Consider the following 17,108-nt stretch of genomic DNA (forward strand, 5'->3'; position numbering starts at 1 on the left):
CAGCAAGGCTAGATCCGTTTGATCACCCTTGCGGGGTTACCACCAATCACGACATTGTCAGCAAAACTCTTGGTAACCACCGCACCCGAGGCTACGACCACATTATTGCCTAACGTCACACCAGGATTGATGGTGGCATGACCTCCAATCCAGCAGTTATCGCCGATCGTCACCGGTTTACCATACTCTAATCCACTGTTTCTTTGGATTGGGTCGATCGGATGAGTCGCGGTATAAATTCCCACCTGAGGCGCGATAAAACAGTTATTACCAATGCGCACTTCAGCAACATCTAAAATAACGCAGCCAAAATTAGCATAAAAGTTTTCACCGACATGAATATTGACGCCATAATCGCAATTGAACGTCGATTCAATATGAATTGACTGACCGGTACTACCAAATAGTGATTTAATGATTGCGACCCTTTGCTCGGCCTGACTAACACTGGTTTGATTCAGTTGTTCGGTTTGTAAACGAGCGTTGAGACGCAGCTTCACTAACTCAGCATCACTGGGATCATAGTACTCACCAGAGAGCATTTTTTCTTTTTCTGTCATTAATATTAATCCTAAACAATCACCACCTTAATGGCACCATACTAACTTTTTGTATTATTTAGCATAAAAGCGTAACATCGCGATGAAAAACTTCTATTTTTAATCGATTGCTGTCAGCAGCATCACGTTAGGATGAGCCATTTATGCTTCAAACCTCTTGGCTATTTTGGGCGCTACTTTCTGCCTTTTTCGCAGCACTTACGGCAATTTTTACTAAATTTGGCGTCAATACCATTAATGCCGACTTTGCCACTTTTATCCGTACCTGTGTGATCTTGGTTCTGGTCGGCGCTATCGCATTTTTTACCAAACAGTTTCAATCGATCTCCGCCATTTCCCCCAAAGGGCTCACTTTTTTAGTGCTATCTGGCATCGCTACTGGCGCTTCATGGCTGTGTTATTTCCGTGCCATGAGCCTTGGCCAAGTATCCAACGTCGCTCCGGTCGATAAACTGAGTGTGGTGTTAGTCGCCATTTTTGGCGTGCTACTACTCGGCGAACAGTTAAGCCGTACTAATTGGCTCGGTATCCTATTGATCACCGTGGGCGTGATCTTAGTCGCATGGCAAAAGTAGCTTAAGCCTGAAGTAACTTGAGCCGAAAATAACTTACGCCAAAAGTAACTTAAACAAAGGTGCTGACATACAGCGCCTCAACTTTCTCTCTCGCCCATGGAGTTTTACGCAAAAATTTTAATGATGACTTGATCGATGGATCGTTGGCAAAGCAGTTAATCGCAATCTGTTGATGTAGTCTGGGCCAGCCATAATGCTCAACCAGTCGTGTGACAATTTTTTCTAAACTCAAACCGTGCAGCGGATTATTGATTTGTTGATGCATCAAATGATTCTCGGTAGTGGTAAGCGCCATCGTGATACTTTGCACAGCATTGAAAGCGATGGCTTAATATGGCCAGCATTGTACCAGACAACCAAGCTTGGTATGACCATGATAGCGATATTTCCTCGCACAATAACCTCATACAACACACTGCTCACTCAGATTTGCGGATAGATATATAACTATAAGGAATATGAAAGCAGATAAAAGCTGTGATTTATAAATAAAGTGCATGTTAATTTATCGGCAACCGTTACCGATAAGGATATTTGATATGCGGACATTACTATTAACACTCACTGCGCTCACTTTTGCTCACATCGTCACCGCCAAAGAAATCACTTTGCTCAATGTTTCCTATGATCCGACTCGTGAACTTTATCAAGAGTACAATTCGGTGTTTACGGCTTATTGGAAACAGCAAAATCATCAACCAATCAAGGTCAATCAATCTCATGGTGGCTCTGGCAAACAGGCGATTTCGGTGATGAACGGGATTGAATCTGATGTGGTGACGCTGGCACTAGCTCAAGATATTGATGCAATAGTTAATGCTGGGAAAATCGCCCAAAACTGGCAATCCCGCCTACCGTATAATTCTGCCCCATATACCTCAACCATTGTTTTTCTGGTCCGTAAAGGTAATCCCAAAAACATTCACGACTGGAGTGATTTAACCCAACAAAATATCGATATTATCACGCCTAATCCCAAAACTTCTGGTGGTGCCCGTTGGAATTATTTAGCCGCTTGGGGCTATGCATTACAAACCAGCAATAATGACGAAAATTATGCTAAACAATTTATCAAATCACTCTACAACAACGTAAAAGTGCTTGATACCGGAGCAAGAGGTGCATCGAATACTTTTATTGAAAGAGGTCTTGGTGATGTTTTAATTGCTTGGGAAAATGAAGCGTTATTAGCCATTAATCGACTCGGCAATAGCAATGTTGAGATTGTCATTCCGAGCATTTCCATCTTAGCCGAACCTAGCGTCTCTATTGTCGATAAAGTGGTTGATAAAAAAGGCACCCGAACCATCGCGGAAGCATACCTTAGCTATCTTTACTCCCCAGCCGGACAAGAAATTGCCGCTAAAAACTTTTATCGCCCCCGTGATAAAAATATCGCTTTAAAATATGCCCATCAATTTCCAGAATTAACACTATTTACTATTGATCAATTTTCCGGATGGGCAAATGCCCATGAAAAACATTTCACACAAGGTGGGATATTCGATCAAATAAGCCAACGCTGAGGCAATTCATCATCGATTGATAGGTGACCAAGGGAGCATTATTGTGCTCCCTTGGTTCTATGGTTAGAAATAATAATACTGTTAGTTTATTAATTTTGATTCACTACGTGATGACTTTGTACTGCTGCTCGAGATCGCTTAATGGGCGTGGACGACTAAAATAATAACCTTGTAAACCCATTAAACCAAACCCGCTCAGATGCTGGACATGCTCCTGAGTTTCAACACCCTCGACAACAATTTCATAGCCTAGACTACGCCCCATACCAATCATGTGCCCAACAAAATTCAGTTGAGCAGGATCGTCACCCAAATCAGAAATAAATGACCGATCAATTTTTATTTCATTGAGTGGCAGCATTTTTAACATTGATAACGAGGAAAAGCCGGTACCAAAATCATCCAATGATATCGTGACTCCCGCCTCCCGAAGCTTATTCAGTGACGAAATACAGAGTTCATACTGTTGTATCGCGGCGGTTTCAGTAATTTCAATACAGAACAGTGACAACGGCAGTTGATATTGCAAAATGGTTTGTAGTAACTCATCAGCGAAACTACGCCGGATCAACTGTTTAGCACTTATATTGATGGCGATATGCTTAAGCGATCTTAACCATGCCGAACTTTGAATATCACGACAGACGCGATGTAAAATCGAATCTCCCAATTTATTGATCATGTCTGAGTTTTCAGCGATTGAAATAAATTGTTCCGGTAATACTTGACCGAGTTGTGGACTATTCCATCTTGCTAAGGCTTCAACACCCATCACCTGTTGCGATTGACTGCACAATTGAGGTTGATAATGTACTTCTAGTTCATCCCTTGCGATCGCCAAATTGAGATAATACTCAACCTTGACGGTACTTTGAGCGTCTAGCTGCATTTGGTTACTGTACTGAACCACTTTTCGGCCACCGAGACGTTTCGCCTGATACATCGCAGCATCGGCACACTTGATCAAATCATCAATCTCATGACCATCTTCCGGATAAAAGGCAATACCAATACTAGCTTGACTGGTTAGCACAATATCCTCATGACACATCGGCTTTTCGATAGCCCGTAAAATTTGGCTAGCTAATTCAATCGCTTGGACTGGTCTCTCGATAGGGTAAAAGACCAAAAACTCATCACCGCCAAGACGCGCCGCACTATGTTGCTTTTCCAGCGTCGCCAATAAAGCCTGCGAGACATGGCATAACAGAGCATCTCCCACATGATGGCCAAAAGAATCATTAATCAGCTTGAAGCGATTTAAATCCATTAACATCAAAGCAAAACGCTGCTGAGGGAAATGACGAATACTGGTCGCAATCTCCTCGCGAATTTTACGCCGGTTACCAAGACCAGTCAGCGCATCGAAATACGCCATACGATGGATTTTTTCTACGTTCTCTTTCTGGTTGGTAATATCGGTCATTGAACCAATAAACTGCCTTACCCTTTGCTGCTCACTATATACAATTGCACCACTTGCCAACACCCACAAGTAACGTTGATCATGATGACGCAACCGAAATTCAATTTTAAATGGAGCATCGCTATTTAAGTGGCGATCAATTTGCGACTCAAAAGCCGATAAATCCTCTTCATGGATCAACTCAAATAAGCTTTCAACATCGACATCATGTTCTGGTGTCCACTGTTTATAACCTAACATATTGATTAAACGCTGGTTAAAGCGCACCACATGTTGGTTCAGATCCCATTGCCAAATCCCATCATTTGAACTATTAGAAACTACTTTTAGTTGCTGCAATAATTGTTTGGAATCCAACTGACGCAGGGTACTGGTTTTTAAAAGCGCATCCCGTTCAATAAACAGCGCCAACATATCTAAATAATTATTAAACACATATTGCGTTGCAATATGCTGTGGTTGGCTTAAATCATCCACCACCGTGATAAGCTGCCAGCTCTGCTGCCTGCCGGTAAAAATCGGGATCACCGTTGCCACAAAATGGTCATGGGTATGAATAAAAGGAAACTCAGTGATTGGACCAGCCGCATCCATAGTCGATAGGGCATGAACGGGTTTGGTCATGCCCTTTTTCACCCAGCTTTCCACTCGAATAAGCCCATTATCACTCTGTGCTAAACAAGCCCATTCCAGCTGATTACCGTACAAACTATGAGCATCTAAAATAGATTGAAAGCCATTCTGAGCTTGTGAATAAAAATTTTCGAACACTTCGGCTGGCGTGCGACCGTCTAAATCCAGTAGGTGATGCCTGATTGAAGCCACATTGTCCGGTGTTTGTTGTGCAGCATGACGATTACCACATGATTGACGAATGATGAGCTTTTGATCAACGAGATGAATATGACGAGAAAAAGGTGCACCGGAAATTCTTTGCAGCGCGCGCAAAAATGCCGTTTGGATCAGACATTCTAATTGTTGATCTAGGGTCGTGAGTGGCGGCGTCACTTGTTGACCCATAAAAATATTATCAACCCCAACCACCGCGACCTCGCGAGGCACATCGACATGTTGATGCTTAAGTTGCTCAATTAAACCGATCGCATTGTGGTCAGTGGCACAAATGATGGCGGTACATTGAGCCTTACGCCGCATAAACTCAACCGCAGCTTCTCGACCACCGGCTAACGAACAGTTGCTGACACAAAATAAATCATCGACATTAAACTGACCATGATGCTGATAAACCGCCGACTGATATCCTTTTAAACGAGAGCGGACATCATTCACGGAAAGGTCGCCACAAAAGCCAATTCTGCTATGTCCTTGTTCCATCAGCCATTGGTACAGTAATACTACCCCATCACTCTGCCGGCTCTCAAATTGCTCAACCGCGAGCGGAGCATAACTGGCACCAATTGATAGCACTGGAATATCTTGTGCGAGAAAACGCTCTACCAAAGCAGAAGAAGCCGCGTGTAGCACCACAAGTAACGCGTCAAGGTGCTCAATGCCAATCGGCAGATCGAAATCGCGCTTTTCACCACTGCGAATAAAGAGCAGATTGACATTATGCTGCTTAGCCATACAACGTAAGGTAGCGTTGATTTCGCCCATATAAAAGCCACTTAGCATGGGTAAAATAACGCCAATCGTCGGGCGAGAGCTGGGAACAACTGAATTGTATGATGTTTTCATATTCGCCATATCCATACTAATCCCTTATTTTATAAGGCATAACGTAGGGGGATCATAAAGTTCCATCCTATGTTCAGCATGACGAAAAAACAAATCTTCACTCGCAAAACTAAGATCAAGCTCTACCCTGGTGAGAACGTTTGCTTTTGCTACTGACTGCCTGACGTTTTAGTCCCACGAATAAAATGTTAAGATGATCACATCAATGCTGTTGTGCTGATAAGCGGTGTGCGAAATACCTTTGGTACCCAATAATACTTATTTTATTTTTTAGTACCTCACCTAATACCCCATCAGCTAACAACCAAAAATTAAAGGCAATAAATTCAAATGGTTAATAACAAAATTCAGTGGTTTCCTGGTCTACCGCGATGACATTCCAAGACGTTTAATTAAATTTAATTTATACTAATAAAAACATGAACTTAACGCACATTTTCATATAGTAACATCCCAGTTCATTTCACTATATCCACGATTTTTTGTACCCCATGTTGTACCCCATGGAATAGAACCACTGTATAATTGAGGAACAGCCATCGAGGAGATCACATGCCCAAATCAACAATAAGATTGACCGACCGTGAAATTAAAAACACCCCTGTTAAAGATAAAGAATATATCCTGGCTGACGGCAATGGATTGAACATTCGTATCAGGCCAAATGGCACTAAGTCGTGGCAGTTCCGATACTGTGACCCCGTAACTAGCAAGGTTAAAAAAATTTCTCTTGGTTCATATCCCAAACTAACTCTCGCTGATGCAAGAAAAATCGCACAGGAGCACCGGAACCAAGTGGCAAATGGTGTAGACCCAAAGCAACAACTTAAAAAACTAAAGCAAGAAGCAGAAAGAAGAGAATCAAGTATTTTTCTTCATATTGCTCAGCTATGGTTCGAAAGAAAGAAGAAAACCATCAGCGCTGCCCACGCCGAACGAATTTGGCGTACACTGGAAAAATACGCACTACCCAGGCTTGGTAATATCCCTGTTGAGGAAATTACTCGCAGAGATACGATCCTAATTCTTCGTCCTCTAGAACAAGCTCAAAAGCTTTCAACCATTAAACGTATTTGCCAGTCACTAAATCAGATTATGGAATATGGTGTCGATAGCGGGATTGTCAATGCAAACCCACTAACCAGAATGATAAATGCATTTGAAAGGCATGATGTTAAACATATGGCCACAATACGACCTGAAACTCTCGGGGTATTTCTCTCAAGATTAGAAAGTAACAAGAAAATTCAAGATAAGACTAAGTATTTATTGCTATGGCAACTATATACAATAGCAAGGCCCAAAGAAGCAGCTAGAACACGCTGGAAAGACATTGATTTAGAAAATAAATGCTGGACTATTCCCGCGTCTGAAATGAAGCGTAGAAAGGAGCACAAAGTTCCCCTATCAGACGAAGCTATTGAGATTTTGTTAAAAGTAAGCCCTCAAAGTAAAGGTAAAGAATTTGTCTTCCCAGGAGAACGTGATCCAAATAGTCACATAAGCGTATTTACGGCTAATGCCGCTCTCAAGCGCAGTCTCGGCTTTAAAGGAGAGCTTGTTGCCCATGGACTACGAGCAATTGCTTCTACTACACTACATGAACAAGGTTTCAATACATTACACATCGAAGCATGTTTATCTCATGCAGATCAAAATGAAACACGGGCTAGTTACAACCGCTCAGACTTTTTTGAACAGCGAAAAGAGATCATGAGCTGGTGGAGTGATTTTATCGTCAATTCAAATAAATAAAGGATTATACGAAAAGTTGCCCCCGATGGTTGAACACATGGTCTAACTCCTTAATTTGTTGATCCGCCGGCGGTAATTAAACCAATGGATCATTGCAATGAGTCCATCCAATATTAATTTGTGCAGTACTGAGGTTTACTGGCTGCTCAGCGTACATGCCATTACGTAAATGGTTGCTGATGATGCATGCGGCTCATCAAGTACGATAGGAAATAGGGTTTGCACCACATCTGGCTTAGACCAATAAAAGAAGGCTTAATACTGAATGTCGTTGGCTAAGCAAAATTGGGGACCACTTCTATTTTGCTCCAATCACCAACATGGGGTCGATGCCAGTCAATGAAAGGATTACTAGGACGTATGCTGGGTATGCCAATTGAATAGAAACTTTCATCTAGTACCTCATTTCGTGACAGCACACGCTTCAATCAACTTGGTTCTGTACAAATATGCAACAACAAGGTACAATGTTAAGTACATAATAAAGTGCTCAGGTGTATTATGAAAACAAGTATAATTTATGCAGAAAAAGCAGTGTCATCAAGTGAAGCTAGAAAGCATTTTAAAGATTGCTTATCAGGGGAGCCCGTTGTGGTTTTATCAAACAATGAGCCGGCTGGTTATATGATGAGCGCCATTTTTTTTGAAGGGCTGATGAAAGCTTTAGAAGGCAAGAATGCTAACTTTGTTTCATCATTTAGGCCAATGAGTGCTCGCTTAGAAGTCATTGCTCATCTGAATGCTCAAGCATTAACAAACCTTGATGAGAGTATTTTAGGTGAGTTTCAAGAGTGAGTAAGTTATTAAATGTTAGAATTTTTAAGCATAAAATCTTAATTGATTCACTTACTGAAAGTGAGCTTCAATCTTTGACTAAAGACTTTAGGCACTATAAGGAAACTGGTCAAAAACCAGATTTTTTTGGTCGAGATGAAGCTTATGATCATCCCAACACACTACCAATATTGAAGTCAGAGGAAGTGAAGCACATTCACTTAGCTTCTAGTGATGCACCGTTCTTAAGTTCAATCCAATTTTACCAAACTAGTGATAAGCACTTAGTGTATTGTCAAGGCTGGAATGATCTTCGTTGTTTTCTGTTAATTGCTATCCTTGCACCAGACGCTCATGAGCAAGCCCGTAATCGAACTATCATGCATAACTTAGGCTTGATAGCTGAAAAATTTAGGCTGCAATTCTAAATCGCTTTTGTCCATAGTTGTGTCACAAGCCTCAATAGGTTCATAGTGACTCCTTGGTTGCGAGGGGAATCACTAAGCGCCGGAAGAGTAATACCGTTTATCTTCAGCGAACGGTATTACTCTAGGCTGAAATTTTTCCATCAGTTAGAAAAAGAATGTTGTTTGACAGTGCTAAACGATTTAACAACTGACCGAATCTGTATCACGACAACCAAAATAAAGAAAGAAGCCAGTACCATAGACACAGGTCTTTCAATAAATGCCAGTAAATTACCGTTAGATTTGATCATTGAAGATAGCAGGTTTTTTTCCAACATAGGCCCCAAGATCATACCAAGAATGATGGGTGAGATCGGGTATTGAGCGCGCTGCATTAGATAACCAACGACTCCCATTCCTAACATAACAACAATCGATGATAGAGAGTTATTGATAGCAAATGATCCCACTGTACTGAATATAATGATGATGGGATAAAGAATGGCTTTATCAATAAAAATAACTCGTTTAATAAAGTTAACCACTAACATCGCAAGTGGAATCAGAGCAAGGTTAGCAATAAAAAACAAAATAAACACAGCATAGAGCTTTTCTGGCTGAAACAAGAATAGCGTTGGCCCAGGATTCATGTCTTTCATGTACAGCACACCGATGATGATCGCTGCTGCCGAGTCACCGGGAATACCAAACACTAGTGATGGAATCCAGCTTCCGGCTAGACTTGCATTATTACTTGAAGAAGCATCAATGATCGCTTCTTCTGAACCTTTACCGTACTTCTCTGGATTTTTGGAAAATTTTTGTGATAGTGCATAAGAGATCCACGCAGCAATATCAGCACCAGCACCAGGTAAGGCTCCAATTAAGGTTCCTAGGATACTACTACGGCAGATATTGAACTTGAATCGCCACATTGTACGAGGAACGCCTTTAAACAAATTAAAGCTTGATTGAGTTGGAATCACATCCTGTTTTCTGTTGGTGATTTTACCTGCGTAATATTCAATAGCACCAGAAATTGCAAACAAACCAATCATCGCAGGAATAAAGCTAATGCCCTGTAACATACTAACTTCACCAAAAGTAAATCTTGGTACCCCTGTGATTTGATCGTAACCCACACATGCAAGTAATAGCCCAAAACACAGAGTGACCATCCCTTTCAGAGGTTGATTACCAACAACCAGTGTTGCACATGTTAAACCTAGCAAAGAGAGCCAAGTGTATTCATAAGAACTGAACTTTAACGCAAAATTAGCCAACATCGGTGCAGCGATCATCAGGATAATAGCGCCAATAATTCCACCAATAACAGAGCTAGTTAGCCCAAGACCTAAGACACGATTAAGTTTCCCTTGTTTTACCAGTTCGTTTGAGTCAGCAACATAGGCCGCTGATGCAGGTGTTCCTGGGATCCGGAGTAAAGCTCCAGGAATATCACCGGCATAAATAGAAGACGCACCAATAGAAATCATAAGCGCTAGAGCTGGAATTGGATCCATAAAAAAGGTGAATGGAACCATAAGTGCTATCGCCATAGTAGCGGTTAAACCTGGAATAGATCCTACGACCAATCCAAAAAGTCCAGCAGCAGTGACTGCTAAAATGGCATTAAGATCAATATATTGAAATGCATTAATTAGAACAGACATGTTGACCTCCTAGAACCAAATTCCTTCGGGTAACGCTACCATTAGCAGGCGACCAAAAACGTAGTAAATGAAGCCAGAAGCGACAACTGAAAATACTGCATTCATTACAAGTTTTTTCGGATTACGCAGGCACATAAGCACAAATAACATCAGAGAGGCGCAGATTAAAAAACCCAAGTAAGAAATCAGATAAATAAAAAGTCCTATTGATACAATAACAAGTAATAATGCCCTGATTTCCATTGAGCTAAATTTTATTTTTCTTGGCTGTTGGCGGAATTGAATAACACCATCCAGAACTGTAAATGCGAGTAATAAAGCACTAAGTATGGTCGGCATAAATCCAGCACCATATTGACTAATGCCGCCATACTGACTAACACTTGCAACAAGAACTACAAAGGCAAAAATACCAATGAAAAATTGGGACAGTGGTAATGAACGCATAAAACACCTACGAATTCCACAAAATGAATAACTGTAACGAACGCCACAGTCTGCTCAGTAATAGAGTGGAGCGCTTAACTCCACTCAAGACCGTTATTTCTTCAGCTTACCGATAAGCTTGCCATATGTTTCATCTTCATTTTTCATGAACGCTTCTAAGTCATTACCATAAAGTGGATAAACTTCAAAACCTTGCTTAGTCGCAAATTGTTGAAGTTTTCCTTCAGCAAAAACTGCTTTCATTGTTTCGATCAATTTTTCCTGAACTTCGGTTGGAATACCTGCAGGTGCAACAAGCGTATTCCATGTAGAAAAGCTGTATTTATAGTCGGTTGCTTCTTGGAAGACAGGAATGTCTTTATAAAGCCCAGTATTAGTTTCGGCCATCGTCACTAAGTTTTTCACCATACCTGCATCTACCATGCTCTTGGCTTCACCAGGGGAAGATGTTGTAAAATCAATACCACCAGATACCAACTCCATTAAGGCTGAACTTGAACCTTCAGAAGGCACGTAAGTCACAGCATTAGAATCGACCCCGATTGCGTCCAACATGCCGATAAGATTCAGGTGCCAGCCAGAGTTCAGTCCACTCCCCGATGCCTTAAGTGCACCAGGATGTGCTTTAATGTAATCCGTCAGTTCATTGATATTTGAAAACTTCGAGTTAGAAGCAACTTGAATACCACCAAGGTTTACAGCTAACCGTGTGATTGGTGTGTAGTTTTTGTAGCTAAGATCGGTAATTCCTTGGTGGTGCATCATCCCTATTTCAACGGTAGCAATACCTAAGGTATAACCATCCGTCTTACCTTTTGCTATAGCATCATGGCCAACTACACCTGCACCACCTGTACGATTAATAACGTTAACATTGACGCCAAGTTTTTTCTGTAAACCTTCAGCGACAAGACGTGCGACGGTATCAGTGTTACCACCGGCCCCCCAAGGCACAATGATTTGAATAGGTTTTTCTGGCCATGCAGCTATTGCTGAAGATGAAGCTATTATAGTGGCAGTGATCAGGCTGAGTTGTAGGGCTCGTTTCATGATGGAACTCCTGTAATAGTTTTACGTTTTAGGAAGTTAAATTTTTCTAGTTATTTAGTTATTGCTTTTATTGTTTCCCGCTCAGATTTAGCTGCAGCAGCTATTTGGTCGAGAATGACACCAAGTCCCCAAAATTTTTCCAGAACATCAGCATCAGTGGCCCGACTATACGTGGATCTAAAAGTACCAAGACGTTGGTGGAACACTTTGGCATTCTTTGGGTAACCAAGAGTTTCAGTCACTGCACTCAAGGAAAGGAACCACGATAATTTTTTTGCATAATCTGGTGCATCTGAAGCATGGTGATATAGCCAGTGGTAAAGATCTGGGTGGAAATTAGTAAATACACCACTAAATCCTTTAGAACCGTGTTGCATTGATTCATAAGCAATAGCCGCATTAGCATTGATAATTGCAAAAGGAGTGCCTTCAACAAGTTTTACTCGGCGCTTAACGGTTTCTAAATCACAACTAACATCTTTCAGAACAACAAATCGCCCCGAGTTAGCACAGAACTTAATCTCATCATCGGTAAGCAGACGCCGATATGGAGCCGGACATTCATAAAGACCTAACGGCATATCTGCTGGCAGAGCATCCATTAATAGTTTGAGATTGTTCAGAAATACTTCGGTACCTTCATTGTTTGGATCTAAGCGATTCGAGACTAAGACCAATGCGTCAATACCGGTCTTAGCAATCGCATTCAGTTCCGTGATTTGATCATCAATATCCGGAGAAATGTGCCCAGAAGAGATAACTGGTACTCGCCCATTCGTGTAATCGACTACAAATTGAGACAACGCAACACGTTCTTCAAGAGACAAGAACAGCATTTCGCTCGATTGACATACGGCAAACAGAGCATCGGCACCATTATCGATATACCAATTAATCAGATTTTCTAACCCTTGGTAATCAATTTCGTTCTCGTCAGTAAATGGTGTTAGCATGACCGGAACAATTCCTTCAATACTTTTCATTATCTTTGTCCTACATTAAGCAATATGTGTTATTAAATTACTTTGATGGATATTTGTTGCTGAAGCATACGAGCTTCAACTAACACATGATTGGGCATATTTGCAGCACCTTCTCTTTCTACTGCAAGTGACGCAAAAGCCGTGGCATAAAGAGCAGCCTGAGGAAGTGTTTTTCCTTTTGCTAATGAAGCAGCAAGAGCGCCATTAAATGAATCTCCTGCGCCAGTGGTATCAACCGCAACTGCGTTATATGCGGGGATATGAGCGTATTGTTCACCGTCAAATAGCACGGACCCCAACCGCCCCATAGTGATAATAATAAATTTCGCACCTTTATCATGAATAACAGCAGCAGCTTTTTTTGCTGATTCGATATCAGTAATTTCTATACCAGAAATCTGTGATGCTTCTGTTTCATTTGGAGTAATAATATCAGCATTGGCAATAAATTTATCCACTTCCGACGAGTACGGTGCAGGATTTAAAATTACCTGAACGTTTAACCCTTTCGCCAATTTCATCACGCCATCAATTGCATCAAAATTATTTTCTAACTGAACAAGTAGTACTTTTGAACCACTGATATAAGGTAGTAACTCTGCGACTTCTTCACTGGTAACAAGGTGATTTGCACCAGGGCAGATGGCAATAAAATTTTCACCATCATCATTAACATAAATGACTGCGCTACCTGTTGATGTGGTTTCTGCTTCATAGAGAGAAACAGACTCTATACCACAGGCATCAAAATGATTACGTGCGAACTGGTTAAATTGGTCTTTACCCACCTTAGTTGCAAAATGGACTCGTGCACCAGCAGAATGTGCTGCTAACGCTTGATTTGCACCTTTTCCACCAGGTCCAAAAGTCGTCTCTTTAGCTATCAGTGTTTCTCCATTTTTCGGGAATCGATTCACTTTCGCGACAATATCAACATTGAAAGAACCGAATACACACACTTTTCCTGACATAGGCATTGAAGATACTCCCCTTGGATTATGCGTTGAATAAGTCGTGTGATGAGTTTGCATTAAATGACGGATGTCCAAATTACTATCACCCTGTAATAAATCATTTTGCATAAGATGTTTTTTCAAAGAAACGCCCCCATGATGCCTAACGACCAAACCATCACCCTGGAGTTGAGATAAATCGGTACGAATTGTTTCTTTCGTAACGCCAAAATGAGAGGCAAGGAAAGAGACACTTGCTTGCCCTTCGTTACGCAGTAACTGAATAATCTTTTCTTGGCGCGTTTCTTTGTACATAGCTCATCCTTACTGTATGACTGCATTCTATTAATTTTGGGGATATACGGATGGGAGTGCATTCAAACAAAAAACAGATAAACAAAAACAAACAAAAATCTCTCTAATAAAGAGTATTTGGTGTGAGCTTATTCTCAATAGTTTTGAATTTATTGCTGATTTTGATAAGAAAATCGCGTTTTTAAGGTGAGATATTTACTTTAGCAAACACGTTTTGACATAACGGACTGGCTTAAGATCTTGTCATCCATGGATTGGAATCGAATCTGATGCTTACGAACTAACTGGGGTTCAAAGCTTGCCTCTCGATCGCGAGGTACATCACTCGGGACATGTCCATCATCAGTGATGATCGACTTTGATGAGTAACCATTGCGAGCATTGGTACTGGGTTTAGAAGTGTGTTTTTCATAGCCAAGGTGCTCATCAAGTTCAGCATTGAGCGCCGTTTCAATGGTCACCTTAGTTAGCATTTTACGGAAGTCATCCAGATCAGATTCTGTCTTAATTGACTTGGCTGCTTCACGCGCAAACGCTTCTAGTGCTTTCTTATCCATAATGTCTATCCTTAATCTTTTCAGACTTAAGCTTAGACAATTACACAGAAATCAGGACAGTCTCAATAATGATGGTCATTATTTCACTTTCAGATATGCGTCCTTTACTGTTTCGCTTTCGCTCACCGCATTCAAGTTGAAATTTTTTCCACTGGGGAATAAAAGACTGACAAAAATCGTCGGCATGACAAAATAAGTCGGTTAGCTTTTTCATAGCTGGTTCCTCTGCGATGATTTCCTTCTTGGTCGAAAGATCTGATCGCAGAGCCAGCTTTTAGTTCCCACCTATTTTTATCCCGAGTTCAGGTTAATTAACGAAATTAAACTCTTAATCGATCTTTCCCCAACCTTGATAGAAGGTCTTTTAGAGTAATTTCATATTCTTCAAGGTAGGTCAACAGTTGTGTTCTGCCCAAAACTTCAACACCACATGTGGCAGCAATTTCATGAGTTCGCTTAGCTAACAAAGGTGAATTGGTAACAAAAATTAAACGCTCAAAAGAACTTCTCATTACTGATTCATAAATAGGTTTAGCAGAATGAATCTCCTGTATCCCTTTATAACCATCATATTGTCGTTGCGTAAACTTAACCTGAAGCAAGATATTGCCGCTGTTATTAAGTAGTACACCATCAGCACCATGATCAGCACCATTGTTCGTCAACCAAGCGCTTTCACTATCCGTAATCTTTGTCAGCAATTCTAAACATAACGCTTCAAATTGCTGCCAACTTAACTTATCAAGTTCAGCCGCTGTAATACGTTTATCAATCAAATCACCAGAAACGACTCCCCCGACACCATCTGGCTGTGGAACAACATCTTCTGGTGTAACAACAGCATCCTTCAGCAACGTTTTTTGGGTAAGTAGCCTATGTAGGTTTACATCAAATGATTCAAATTCAGGGTGATGTAACAGAGGGATGTAGATATGAACCTCTTTTTCCTGTCCGATACGATAAACCCTATCCGTCGCTTGAGCTTCTTTAGCCGGGTTCCAGTGCCGCTCTAAGTGAACCACATGATTCGCACCAACCACAGTTAAACCGACACCAGCCGCGACTGGAGACATTACAATTAAATTAAAGCCTTCTTTCGCTTCGAAGTCTGAAATCATTGATTTTCGAGTTGGGATAGATTTATGCTTTGCTACGGCTTTCGCATCACCATTAATCACTGAGAGCGGACCTAGGTTATAGATCTGCCCCAAAGTCACGCTTAAGAAACTTTGCAATCGTTTGTTAACCGCAAAAATAATGCACTTTTCTTGTTTGCTTCGTACTCTGTCTAAAGTCTCAAGCAAGGAAACTAGTTTTCCTGATTCTCCGTATAAAGCTCTAGCTGATTTTGCATTTTTGGGAATATCAAGGCGACCTCCATCACTTAATCTAGGATGTAGCGAACTATCTCTTAGCCGCATCAAAGTGGTAAGTGCGTGACTCTCTTCATTCTCGAGTTGATTGCTAATAGTCCCTTCGTAAACATCTCTCTGGTAGCCAACCATTGTCGACTTAAGTTCTTCTAAATACTTCCAGTTTTCAAATTCTCCGCCAGCATACATATGTTTTAGAGGTAACCCTTTAAGGTTGTCCTCTTTAATGCGCCTCAGCATCAATGCCCCAACAGCTATACGAAGTTCTCTTCCAAGCCTAGCTCTTATTTCTTCAACTTCATCACCAGCAGCTTTAAGAATTGGTGAGATATACCGAGCACGAAATTCTTGATAGCTACCCAGATGGCCTGGGCAAGCGGTATCCATTAAACACCAAAAATCGGCTAAGCTGTTTTCTACAGGCGTACCCGTAGCCACTAGTTTGAAATCAGCTTTTAGGCCTTTCGCTGCACGAGTTTGAAGTGCATTTGGGTTTTTAATGTTCTGGGCTTCATCGAAAACTACGATCCCCCAATCAATCAAACACATGGAGAACTGGTAATCGCGCAAGGTTTGATAAGTAGTGATAACCAATCGCTCTGGTAGATCTAAACGGCTCAGACCAAAGTGTTTCCCAACTTTCAAAGAATATTTGGGTTCTAAACAATCATCAGATGTGCTCTGGCCTCGAATCTCTACGCCAGCCATGCGATAATCATTTAACTCAGCGGCTGATTGCAAAATAACCACATCTTTGAATGGTGAGTGTTTAAAGGTTTTATCTACCTCATCCTTCCAATTCTCCAATAAACTCAAAGGAGCAACTATCAACGTAGGTTTCTTCGTTTCACCACTAATTTGTTGTCGTTGATAAATATGTTCGATTGCTGAGAGGGCCATAAAAGTCTTACCTAACCCCATGTCATCAGCTAGCAAGGCTCCACTAATTTTCGAGTCTGTGCGTATTTCGGTGATTGCGATCGCTCGTTTCGGTTTATTCCGATCACCTGACTCTACCATTTTTCTCTCTTCCTAT

The 17,108-nt window shown here is 41.2% G+C and carries 13 protein-coding genes and 3 pseudogenes; 5 read left to right on the forward strand and 11 right to left on the reverse strand.

Features of this window, described 5'->3' with window-relative positions:
* Positions 1 to 8: 8 nt before the first annotated feature.
* Positions 9 to 560 carry a sugar O-acetyltransferase gene (locus PUN32_RS10725; protein ID WP_274723097.1) on the reverse strand — a complete coding sequence of 184 codons (552 nt, stop codon included), beginning with the start codon at positions 558 to 560 and terminating at the stop codon, positions 9 to 11.
* A 143-nt stretch (positions 561 to 703) separates the two neighbouring features.
* Here PUN32_RS10725 and PUN32_RS10730 point away from each other — a divergent pair, with 143 nt between their 5' ends.
* Positions 704 to 1,135 (forward strand): EamA family transporter, encoded by a 432-nt coding sequence (locus PUN32_RS10730; protein ID WP_274723098.1) that lies wholly within the window; start codon positions 704 to 706, stop codon positions 1,133 to 1,135.
* 49 nt (positions 1,136 to 1,184) lie between these two features.
* Here PUN32_RS10730 and PUN32_RS10735 read toward each other — a convergent pair whose 3' ends face one another.
* Positions 1,185 to 1,400: a VF530 family protein gene (locus PUN32_RS10735; protein WP_274723114.1), complete on the reverse strand. Its 216-nt coding sequence runs from the start codon at positions 1,398 to 1,400 to the stop codon at positions 1,185 to 1,187.
* Positions 1,401 to 1,674: 274 nt separating this feature from the next.
* On the opposite strand from PUN32_RS10735, the gene PUN32_RS10740 reads away from it, so the two are divergent.
* Positions 1,675 to 2,661, forward strand: coding sequence for a sulfate ABC transporter substrate-binding protein (locus PUN32_RS10740; RefSeq protein ID WP_274723099.1), 987 nt, complete (start codon positions 1,675 to 1,677; stop codon positions 2,659 to 2,661).
* A gap of 103 nt (positions 2,662 to 2,764) precedes the next feature.
* On the opposite strand, the gene PUN32_RS10745 is transcribed toward PUN32_RS10740, so the two are convergent.
* The gene (locus tag PUN32_RS10745) at positions 2,765 to 5,785 is read right to left on the reverse strand and encodes an EAL domain-containing protein (RefSeq protein WP_274723100.1); all 3,021 of its coding nucleotides are present in this window, start codon (positions 5,783 to 5,785) and stop codon (positions 2,765 to 2,767) included.
* Between the two features lie 552 nt (positions 5,786 to 6,337).
* On the opposite strand from PUN32_RS10745, the gene PUN32_RS10750 reads away from it, so the two are divergent.
* The 3 genes from PUN32_RS10750 (at position 6,338) to PUN32_RS10760 (ending at position 8,742) form a co-directional block, all read left to right on the forward strand.
* Positions 6,338 to 7,540, forward strand: coding sequence for a tyrosine-type recombinase/integrase (locus PUN32_RS10750; RefSeq protein ID WP_274723101.1), 1,203 nt, complete (start codon positions 6,338 to 6,340; stop codon positions 7,538 to 7,540).
* A 501-nt stretch (positions 7,541 to 8,041) separates the two neighbouring features.
* Positions 8,042 to 8,335, forward strand: coding sequence for a type II toxin-antitoxin system Phd/YefM family antitoxin (locus PUN32_RS10755; protein WP_274723102.1), 294 nt, complete (start codon positions 8,042 to 8,044; stop codon positions 8,333 to 8,335).
* Positions 8,332 to 8,742, forward strand: coding sequence for a type II toxin-antitoxin system YafO family toxin (locus PUN32_RS10760; protein ID WP_274723103.1), 411 nt, complete (start codon positions 8,332 to 8,334; stop codon positions 8,740 to 8,742). The genes PUN32_RS10755 and PUN32_RS10760 overlap by 4 nt, the downstream gene beginning before the upstream one ends.
* 140 nt (positions 8,743 to 8,882) lie before the next feature.
* Here PUN32_RS10760 and PUN32_RS10765 read toward each other — a convergent pair whose 3' ends face one another.
* The 8 genes and pseudogenes from PUN32_RS10765 to PUN32_RS10800 form a co-directional block, all read right to left on the reverse strand.
* A complete protein-coding gene (locus PUN32_RS10765) occupies positions 8,883 to 10,394 on the reverse strand; it encodes a tripartite tricarboxylate transporter permease (RefSeq protein ID WP_274723104.1) in 1,512 nt (503 codons plus the stop codon).
* Between the two features lie 9 nt (positions 10,395 to 10,403).
* Positions 10,404 to 10,841, reverse strand: a complete 438-nt coding sequence (locus PUN32_RS10770; RefSeq protein WP_274723105.1) for a tripartite tricarboxylate transporter TctB family protein — start codon at positions 10,839 to 10,841, stop codon at positions 10,404 to 10,406.
* Positions 10,842 to 10,934: 93 nt separating this feature from the next.
* Positions 10,935 to 11,891, reverse strand: a complete 957-nt coding sequence (locus tag PUN32_RS10775; RefSeq protein WP_274723106.1) for a tripartite tricarboxylate transporter substrate binding protein — start codon at positions 11,889 to 11,891, stop codon at positions 10,935 to 10,937.
* Positions 11,892 to 11,941: 50 nt separating this feature from the next.
* Positions 11,942 to 12,874: a dihydrodipicolinate synthase family protein gene (locus PUN32_RS10780; protein ID WP_274723107.1), complete on the reverse strand. Its 933-nt coding sequence runs from the start codon at positions 12,872 to 12,874 to the stop codon at positions 11,942 to 11,944.
* 32 nt (positions 12,875 to 12,906) lie between these two features.
* On the reverse strand, positions 12,907 to 14,142 hold the full coding sequence (gene rbsK / locus PUN32_RS10785) for a ribokinase (protein WP_274723108.1): 1,236 nt from the start codon (positions 14,140 to 14,142) through the stop codon (positions 12,907 to 12,909).
* A gap of 230 nt (positions 14,143 to 14,372) precedes the next feature.
* A pseudogene (locus PUN32_RS10790) lies at positions 14,373 to 14,699 on the reverse strand (transposase); the annotation flags it as partial.
* 64 nt (positions 14,700 to 14,763) lie between these two features.
* Positions 14,764 to 14,913: pseudogene (locus PUN32_RS10795) on the reverse strand (IS982 family transposase); the annotation flags it as partial.
* A gap of 106 nt (positions 14,914 to 15,019) precedes the next feature.
* A pseudogene (locus PUN32_RS10800) lies at positions 15,020 to 17,032 on the reverse strand (SNF2-related protein); the annotation flags it as partial.
* Positions 17,033 to 17,108: the final 76 nt, after the last annotated feature.

This window comes from Vibrio chanodichtyis (genome assembly GCF_028863985.1).
GTDB lineage: Bacteria > Pseudomonadota > Gammaproteobacteria > Enterobacterales > Vibrionaceae > Vibrio > Vibrio chanodichtyis.